6 protein-coding genes are annotated in these 8,837 nt (G+C 54.2%); all 6 read right to left on the minus strand.

What is annotated here, in order from left to right; all coding sequences use genetic code 11:
- Positions 1-742: 742 nt before the first annotated feature.
- The 6 genes from H8705_RS12860 to H8705_RS12885 all read right to left on the minus strand — a co-directional run bounded on the left by H8705_RS12860 (position 743) and on the right by H8705_RS12885 (position 8,505).
- Positions 743-1,684, minus strand: coding sequence for a TIGR01212 family radical SAM protein (locus H8705_RS12860; protein WP_262396193.1), 942 nt, complete (start codon positions 1,682-1,684; stop codon positions 743-745).
- A 424-nt stretch (positions 1,685-2,108) separates the two neighbouring features.
- The gene (locus H8705_RS12865; protein ID WP_262396194.1) at positions 2,109-3,182 is read right to left on the minus strand and encodes an FkbM family methyltransferase; all 1,074 of its coding nucleotides are present in this window, start codon (positions 3,180-3,182) and stop codon (positions 2,109-2,111) included.
- 455 nt (positions 3,183-3,637) lie between these two features.
- Complete coding sequence (gene ade, locus H8705_RS12870; RefSeq protein ID WP_262396195.1) at positions 3,638-5,347, minus strand: adenine deaminase; 1,710 nt, start codon at positions 5,345-5,347, stop codon at positions 3,638-3,640.
- Positions 5,348-5,994: 647 nt separating this feature from the next.
- Entirely contained in the window at positions 5,995-7,062 is a 1,068-nt protein-coding gene (locus H8705_RS12875; protein ID WP_262396196.1) for a Gfo/Idh/MocA family protein, read from the minus strand.
- 17 nt (positions 7,063-7,079) lie between these two features.
- Positions 7,080-8,345, minus strand: coding sequence for a DUF1015 domain-containing protein (locus tag H8705_RS12880; protein ID WP_262396197.1), 1,266 nt, complete (start codon positions 8,343-8,345; stop codon positions 7,080-7,082).
- A 1-nt stretch (position 8,346) separates the two neighbouring features.
- On the minus strand, positions 8,347-8,505 hold the full coding sequence (locus tag H8705_RS12885) for a hypothetical protein (RefSeq protein WP_262396198.1): 159 nt from the start codon (positions 8,503-8,505) through the stop codon (positions 8,347-8,349).
- Positions 8,506-8,837 lie beyond the last annotated feature (332 nt).

The following is an 8,837-nucleotide window of genomic DNA, read 5'->3' on the forward strand; positions in this document are numbered from 1 at the left end:
CGGGAAGCCGCCGGAAAAAAGCCCCCGAACCGAACCCCCGGGGGAGCGCTCGCCGGAAAGAATGTGCGGGGACGACGGGCCCCCGGCGGCCGCTTCGCGGCTGACCCGGCCGCCCGCCGGGAACGGCAAAGCCGTCCGGGGGCCCGGGCGGGCTTCGGGCTGGAGGGCGGCAGAGAGCGTAAGGCGGGGGGCCTGCCCCGCAGCGACTGCCGGGAAACGCTCGGAACCGACCCAGGAAGAAGCACCCGAACCAAAGCCCCGCGGGAACCTCCCGGGAAATCACCGGAGGGAAGCGCCAGGGCAAAACTCTCGCAGGAACCGCCCGGAGTCGGCCGGGAGGAAGCGTCGGGCCAAAGCCCCCGCAGGACCGCCCGGAGTCGGCCGGGAGGAAGCGTCGGGCCAAAGCCCCCGCAGGACCGCCCGCAGGGGCGGCGAAGGGGAATAAAGATAATTTCGTTAAAGAAAAGTTTAGCGAAATTAAGGGAGGAGAAAACCATACGACCAAAACGTAAGGAAAAACCGTAAGGCAAAACGCCCCCGCCGTTTTGCCCCGCCGCTGTCGCTGTCGCGGGGGCGGAACGCGGGTAAAAACCGCTGACAACGCTGGCGATGGGGAAAGCCCAAAAAGCCTGCCTGTGACGGGCCGGAAAGCGGGGTAAGCCCGCCAACGGCCAGGGCGCGGGGGTAAGGCCCGCCTGCAAAGAAGCGGCGGTCCCGGAAAAATCCCCGGCAGGGGCGGGTTCTAGCTGGAAAGCTTTTTCCCTTGCCAGCTGTCCCGCCGAAGCAGCTCCTTGTCAATTTCGTTGAGAACCACCAGTTTTTTCAAACTCCAGAAAGGGCCGAGCAACGCCTTCGGGTCCCCATCCCCCGTCAGCCGGCCGAGAACCGTTTCCGGCGGCAGCCATTCCAACTGATCGCATACGATCTGGACATACTGGGATAAGCTTAAAAGAGGAACTTTTCCCTCCCGATACATTTGTGCCAGCCTAGTGCCTTCCAGCACATGAAGCAGATGAATTTTTATAAGATGGGGCTGTAATTGTCCCACAGCCTTCGCGGAAGCCACCATCATTTCCGGGGTTTCTCCCGGCAGGCCGTTGATTAAATGCACTCCGATAGGAATATTACGCCGGCGCAGTTTTTCATATCCATTTAAAAATTCTTCATAGGTATGGCATCGGTTAATTTTTTCTCCTGTGGCGTTATGAATTGTCTGCAATCCCAATTCTACCGTTACATAGGTTTGCTGGGACAGTTCCTGAAGATAATCGCATACCTCTTCCGGCAAACAATCCGGACGGGTAGCGATACTCAGCCCCACGACCCCCGGACAAGCCAGAGCCTGTGTATAAAGCCTCTTTAATTTTTCCAAAGGAGCATAAGTATTGGTATTCGCTTGAAAATACGCGATGTGTTTCGGGGTATCCCATTTTTCTCCCATTTTTCGGCTGATCTCTTCAAACTGCTCGGAAATCTCTCGGTTTTTGTTTCCGGCAAATTCTCCGCTGCCTGCCGAAGAACAATAAATACAGCCTCCTGTCCCTTTTGTTCCATCAATATTCGGACAGGTAAATCCCCCGTTTAAACTGATCCGGGAAACTTTTTCACCAAACCGGCTGGTTAAATAATAATTGTAGGTATGGTATCGTTTGTTGTCCAGTGAATACAAAAATGGGGTGTTCATTTTTCTCCTTCCCGCCTCCCGCCTTTTTTGGAAAAAAGGCTTAGCCAAAAAACTTTCCTTCGGCTTCGCCGCCTTCCAGCTTTTTGAAAAAAGCTTCGTCCCCGCCTTTTTTTGAAAAAAGGCTTGGCCAAAAAACTTTCATTCGGCTTCGCCGCCTCTACGGGTGGTCCCTGCGGGGGCTTGGCCCGGCGCTTCCTCCCGGTGGGTTCCGGGCAGTTCCTCCTGGTCGGTTCCGGGCGGTTCCCGGCAGCCGCTGCGGGGCAGTCCTCCCCCGCCTTATGCTCCCAGCTCCGCTCCAGCCCGAAGCCCGCCCGAGCCCCCGGACGGCTGCGCCGCCCCCGGCCCAAAGGCCGGGTCAGCCGCGAAGCGGCTGCCGGGGGCCCCGCCTCCCGGGGAACAAAAAAGTTTGCGAAGCGAAGGGGTTTTAAAACCCCTTCGCCGGGGCTAATGCGTAGATATTATTTTCCCACGCAGGAATATACGGATGCTGCCGAAGATAAATTCGATATTCCGGACACAGCCTGGCAATCTGCAAAGGCAGGATAAAAGTATCTTCACTGCGGTGATACGCAGAAACAATCAAACGGGGCCGATAACGAGCGATCGTATTTTTTGCCCCTGCCAGCGCCGGACCTTCTTCTCCTTCCACATCCATTTTAATTAAGGTAACCGGCCCGCCTTCCAGGATACTGTCAACACTGCGCATAGCAGTTAGTTTTCCGCTTCCATCCCGGGACAAACTGGAATGACGTCCCGCCCGGGCCGCAAACGCCAATTGAGTATCTTCCTGATAAATTCCTACATTCAAAGGAAGGATTTCTTCCTGCCGGGTCTGTGTAAAGGCCAATAGCTTTCTAAAGTTTTTAGGGTCTGGTTCCACAGCGATAATCTTTTTTAAAGGAGCATATGCCAATACTTCCCGGATGGTATCCCCGTCATACGCCCCCAAATCCAAATAGATATCCTCCTGTGTTGGTTTTATAATCCTTTCATATGCTTGGGATTTTGGGGTAGTTACAGATAAAATATAGGAAATTTTTCCGGAAAGCTTATAATTAAGCGTTGCCGCAAATACTTTTTGACTTTGTTCATCCCCCATAAGTTCATATGCCTCACGGATGGATACTTCCCATTGTTTCAGCCAGTCCAGGGTAACTAAATCCTCTCCCGCCACTGGAACATGGGGCGCTACCAATTCATATTGTTCCGACAACCCAGTTACTTTATCAATCAATTCCTGCTGCCAGAAGGCAAACGAAACGACAATAAAAAAATCCGAAAACAGTTCCTTTATTTGCTGGAATGTTTTTACTGGATATCCGCAAAAGGATTGTCCCCGAACAAATTCATCGCTGGCAAAAACAGCGGCGATGGGAATTTGATACTTCTCCATCGCCCTCATAATTTTTTGAGCGCCTAATCCCATGCCATATAAAACGATAGGTTTTTTGCTTCGGGCCAACCGTTCCCATACGCTTTCTTTTTCTGTAATAATCAAATGGGTTTTCTCCTTCCCTGCGCTCTCCGCCTTCCCGCCTTTTTTGGAAAAAAGCCTCGGCAAAAACTTTCATTCCCGCCTTTTTTGGAAAAAAGGCTTGGCCAAAAAACTTTCACTCGGCTTCGCCGCCTCCGCGGGTGGTTCCCGCGGGAGTTTTGGCTCGGCGGTTCCTTCCGGTGGTTTCTGCGGGGTTTTGGCGAGCGGTTCCTCCTGGTCGGTTCCGGGTGTTTCCCGGCAGTTTCTGCGGGGCAGTCCTCCCCCCGCCTTACGCTCCCTGCCGCCCTCCAGCCCGAATCCCGCCAGGGCCCCCCGGACGGCTGCGCCGCCCCCGGCCCAAAGCCGGGTCAGCCGCGAAGCGGCCCCCGGGGGGCCCGTACCCGCCCCCTCCAGGGACAAAACCGCTCCCAAAAGGCCAAAAAACCTCCCTTGAAAGTCCCCAGACCATCCTTTCGGTCTTACGGCAGTTTCTTTTCCTGGCAGAACGTGAAATTTTCCACATCAAACACGCCCATATCCGTCAGCCGAAGCTGAGGGATCACAGGAAGCGCAATAAAAGATAACGTAATAAACGGATCTATTCCTTTATTCACACCGCATTCATAGGCGGCGGCGATCATATGATCCAGCCGGCAAATCAGTTCTTTTGCCGGCAGTTCGCTCATCAGCCCCGCCACTGGCAGCGGCAGGCTGTCGAATACCTTGCCGTCCCGGATAATCGCATATCCCCCATGAATACGCTGGATTTCTTTTACCGCGGCCAGCATATCTTCATCATTGTCTCCCACAACAATTAAATTATGGGAGTCATGGGCTACTGTAGTAGCGATAGCGCCCCGGGTAAGGCCATAGCCCTCCAGCAGCCCCACGCCGATATTTCCCGTAGCATGATGCCGTTCAATGACCGCCGCTTTACAGATCCGGCCTTCCTTAAAGGCATTTTCCAGCTCACTTGCAGGAATTTCACCTTTTTCTGTAATAATCTGTCCCGCCACCAGCCGAATAACCGGCAAGGTTTTCCAATCCGGCAGCGCAAATGGATTTTGGGTAAACGGAGCGATATGCACAGTATTAGAAATAGCGTCGGGAATTGTAATCTGGGGCGCTTGCGGAACAATATCGCCGCCGAATACACATTGTCCGTCTTTATAAACCGCCTGCACATCCATTTCTTCCAAATGTTTTACCACAACAAGATCCGCCCGGTATCCGGCGGCCACCGCCCCCAGATCCCACAGCCGGTAAATTCTTGCAGGATGCAAAGTAGCCATTTGAATTGCGGTCACCGGATGCATCCCTTGCTTAATAGCAAGCCGGATATTATGAGCAATCGTTCCTTCTTTTCCAATATCCGCCAAATGTTTATCATCTGTGCAAAACGCCATAAAATGGGTATCAATCTGATTTTTCAATACTCCGTCAATAATATCCGTTAAATTTTTAGAAGCGGACCCTTCTCTTACTAAAACAGAAATTCCTGCCCGAAGTTTATTTCTGGCTTCCCGGTAGGTGGTGCTTTCATGGTCTGTACGTATTCCCGCCGCCGCGTATGCCTGAAGCTGTCTGCCGTCCGCGCCGGGGGCATGTCCGTCGATAATTTTATCTTCAAACAGGTTTAATTTTTCCATAACCTGTTCATCGCAGGAATATACCCCAGGATAATTCATCATTTCCGCCAGGCCGGTAACTCGGTCGTCCGATAGAAAAGGTTTCATCTTATCGCTGGTAAACACTTCTCCCGTATGTTCAAAAGGGGTTGCCGGAACACACGAGGGAAGCTGCACATAATAATTCACCGGCAGATCCTTGGAAGCTTCCAGCATAAAACGGATCCCATCTCCTCCGCATACATTGGCAATCTCATGGGGATCTGTAATAAGGGTCGTGGTGCCCCACCGCAAAACCTCCTGAGCGTACACCCCAGGAGTCACCATAGACGATTCCACATGAAGATGAGCGTCAATCAGTCCGGGCAGTACAAACATTCCATCCAAATCCACTTCCCGCCGGGCCTGATAACTGCCGATCCCCGCGATTTTATTCCCTTTGATCGCAATATCCCCCGTAAGGATCTCCCCGGTAAATACATTGATAATCTTTCCATTTTTTAACACCAAATCCGGCTGGTTTTCCCCCAGCGCCGTTTTGATCAGCTCTTGTCTTTTCATCTTTTTCTCCTTTCCTCCCATTCCCGCCTCCCGGCTTTTTTCCGCCTTTTTTGAAAAAAAGGCTTGGCAAAAACTTTCATTCGGCTTCGCCGCCTCTACGGGCAGTTCCCGCGGGGTTCCGGGCGGGTGCTTCTTCCCGGGCGGTTCCCGGTGGTTCCCGCTCCGGCTTTTTGAAAAAAGCCTCGTCTCCGCCTTCTTTGAAAAGAAGGCTTGGCCAAGAAACTTTCATTCGGCTTCGCCGCCTCTACGGGCAGTTCCCGCGGGGCTTTGGCGGGTGCTTCTTCCTGGTCGACTCCGGGTGGTTCCCGCGGGGTCTCGGCTCGGGCCCTTCTTTCCGGTGGTTCCCGGCAGTTCCTGCGGGGCAGGCCCTCCCCCGCCTTACGCTCCCTGCCGCCCTCCAGCTCGAAGCCCGCTCGGGCCCCCGGCGGCCGCGTTTCGCGGCCGGCCCGGCCGCCCGCCGGGAACGGCGAAGCCGTCCGGGGGCCCGCCGTCCCCGCACAGTCTCCCCGGCGAGCCGTTCCTCCCGGAACTTGGTCCAGCCCTCGCTTCCCGGCGGGCACGTTCCTCGGGCCCCCTCCAGGCCCTTGCTTCCCGGCAGCTTCCCGGCGCCCGCTTTCCTTCTCCCAAAAAACCTTCTCTCCCGCCGGTTATTCTTCCGGCAGCAGGAGCAGCTCCATACTGTGAACCCCGTCGTCAAAGTCCGCGAACTCCCCCTGAACATGGGGATCGTCCATCCTCTGATACACCTGGGCGAACATCATGGTAAACGCGTCCCCATGGCTGGCCGCCAAAGCGTCCCCCGGGGTTAAAATCCCTTGTGTCAGGACCGGTTTTAACTGTCTGGGATCTCTGCCTAAAAGACGCGTCCCTTCCTGTCGGTCCCCAATGGTCAATAGATCGCTGGAAATGTTTTCCCATTCAGCGGATTTTTTTGTTCCGCCTATTTTTAAAGAAATACGGTTTTTTTCTCCCGCGAATGTTTGGGAAAAAAATCCGCAGCCCAATCCGCCTTGTGTCAAAGAAAAACACACGCTGGCCATATCCTGCGTATCCACCGGAGAAATTTTTCCATCCGGTCCCCGACGCGCAGGATAAACCTGTTTTTTCTTTACTGTAAGGTTCTCAATTTTTTGTCCTGTCACAAATTCCGCCAAATCCAGCCAATGGGAACCAATATCTCCCATTACCCGGGTATTTCCCGCCTGGCTGGACAATACCCGCCAGTTAAAATCCTCCAAAGACAGCAGCCAATTTTGAAGATAACCCCCATGAATGGAAATAATTTCTCCCAATTCTCCGCTGGCAATCCACCGCCGCAGATAACGGATCGTAGGATAAAACCGGTTATGAAAACAAACCGCGTGAACCACTCCCGCTTTTTTCGCGGCGGCTGCCAGCCGCTGCGCGTCCCGCTTATTGGCAGCCAGCGGTTTTTCACAAAGGACATGGATTTTTCTTTCCAGCGCGTACAATCCGATTTCCAAATGGCTTTCATTGGGGGTGCACACATGCACCGCGTCCGGCTTTAAAGTATCTATCATTTCCCGCCAGTCACAAAAGCCATTTGGAACAAAAAGTTCCTCTGCCCGCTGCTGGGCGTTTTCCCGGCAGGAAATACCCACAACCTCCGTCTGCCCCAGCCGGCGCAGCGCTTCTAAATGAGCTTTTCCAATATGCCCCAAACCAGCGATACAAACCCGCTTTTTTTCTTTCATAGCCGATTTCCTTCCTCTTATCTTATCCTGCGGCTTTCCAAATAATACCGTTTTTCATAGGCATGCCCCATAGAAAATGTTTTTCTGGGAAGGGCCCCGTCTGCGATTACTGTAGGAAACAACTGAGATTTTGCCATAGGCGCAAACAAAAAGGCGATATTCCCCGGCTGACTTCCCAAATGGCGGGCCGTCTCGTCCCCATGGATATAATCCGCTTTTCCGCCGTATTTTTTCAAATAGTCGTCTAAAAATTTCTGCAGCGAGCCGACCGCCAGCTGAGATGCTGGATTGCTGATATACAGCGGCCGTTCTTCCTGCTGGGTGACACACCATAATTTTTGTCCCCCGTTATCTCCAATACATATTTCATAATACTTTTCAAATTCTTTTAACACATGGGAAGGATCCACCCCAAACACCACCCGATGGATCGGTTCAAATTCCAGCGCCTGGTCATGGACGTTGACCAGCTCCACCAAAGCGTATCTGGCCGGATGATTTTCCCATTGGGAGGCGGGCATAGTTTCTTTTAATTTTTCAAAGCAGGCTTTTGCTGTAGCCAGGGAATGATTTCCATCCCCTACGGCAAAAAGCAGCGGAGCCTGGCCGCCTGGCCGGTGATCCCCATAAGCTGTCATTTGCGCCAGCAAGGTTTCCAGCCCCTGCTCCACCTGCCGGGCCAAAGCCGGCGTTAACTGCCAGCCTTTTATTTTCCCGCCGTTTTCCATCAGAGGAAAATCATATACCACCTGCATCTGTCCCGCCGCTTCCTCCAAAGGTTCAATCACCGTACGGTTCATGTCGTCCAGCAAAAGCATAATATGCGGCAGTTCCAGCCGGGCATGTTCCCGCACCCGGATCCTGGGGGGCAGCCGGTCCAATACGGTGCCTTCCGTCGCCCGGATCAGCGACTGACTGTGCGCGGTATAGTCATATTCCTCCAAATCCACTTTTCCAATCAGCCCATGACGCACAGCGCCGCTGGGCAGCGTGCGCTGTACATAAAGGTAGCTTTCCGGCAGCGTTTCCAATAAACCTTCGTTTAAATACCGCTCCATCCACTCATTGGCCTGCTTTATCCGCTGGGCTTCTTTTTGAGAACCCAAATAGGCCTCCGGCAATACCATATGCAGTGTGGACGGCGCGTCCCCTACATAGTTTTCCACCCGTTCCCAATATTCCGGCTCCGAGGTATACTGATCGCACGCCACTACGCTCCAGCGGCTCATATCCACCCCTTTGGGAAGCAAAATATCCGCTGGGGAAAATCCAATCTTTCTCATGTTATTTATCTCCTTCCATTCCCTCTCCGCCTTTTTTGGAAAAAAGGCTTAGCCAAAAAACTTTCATTCGGCTTCGCCTTCCAGCTTTTTGAAAAAAGCTTCGGCAAAAACTTTCATTCCCGCCTTTTTTGAAAAAAAGGCTTGGCCAAAAAACTTTCATTCGGCTTCGCCGCTCCTACGGGCAGTTCCCGCGAGTCTTCGGCGGGTGCTCCTTCCGGCGGTTCCCGGCGGCTCCCGCGGGGCAGTCCGCCCCCGCCTTACACTCCCTGCCGCCCCAAGCCCGCCCGGGCCCCCGGGCGGCTGCGCCGCACCCGGCCAAAGGCCGGGCCGGCCGCGAAGCGGCCGCCGGGGGCCCTGCGCTGCACCTTCTTCCCCCCGCCGGGGGCCCTGCGCTGCACCTTCTTCCCCCCGCCGGGGGCCCTGCGCTGCACCTTCTTCCCCCCGCCGGGGGCCCTGCGCTGCACCTTCTTCCCCCCGCCGGGGGCCCTGCGC

Source organism: Youxingia wuxianensis (assembly GCF_014385085.1).
GTDB classification, from domain to species: Bacteria; Bacillota; Clostridia; order Oscillospirales; family Ruminococcaceae; genus Youxingia; species Youxingia wuxianensis.

Coding starts and splice junctions, on each gene's coding strand:
- H8705_RS12860 (WP_262396193.1), bottom strand. CDS start 1,684: ATGAACACCCCATTTTTGTATTCACTGGACAACAAACGATACCATACC.
- ade (WP_262396195.1), bottom strand. CDS start 5,347: ATGAAAAGACAAGAGCTGATCAAAACGGCGCTGGGGGAAAACCAGCCG.
- H8705_RS12875 (WP_262396196.1), bottom strand. CDS start 7,062: ATGAAAGAAAAAAAGCGGGTTTGTATCGCTGGTTTGGGGCATATTGGA.
- H8705_RS12880 (WP_262396197.1), bottom strand. CDS start 8,345: ATGAGAAAGATTGGATTTTCCCCAGCGGATATTTTGCTTCCCAAAGGG.
- H8705_RS12885 (WP_262396198.1), bottom strand. CDS start 8,505: ATGAAAGTTTTTTGGCCAAGCCTTTTTTTCAAAAAAGGCGGGAATGAA.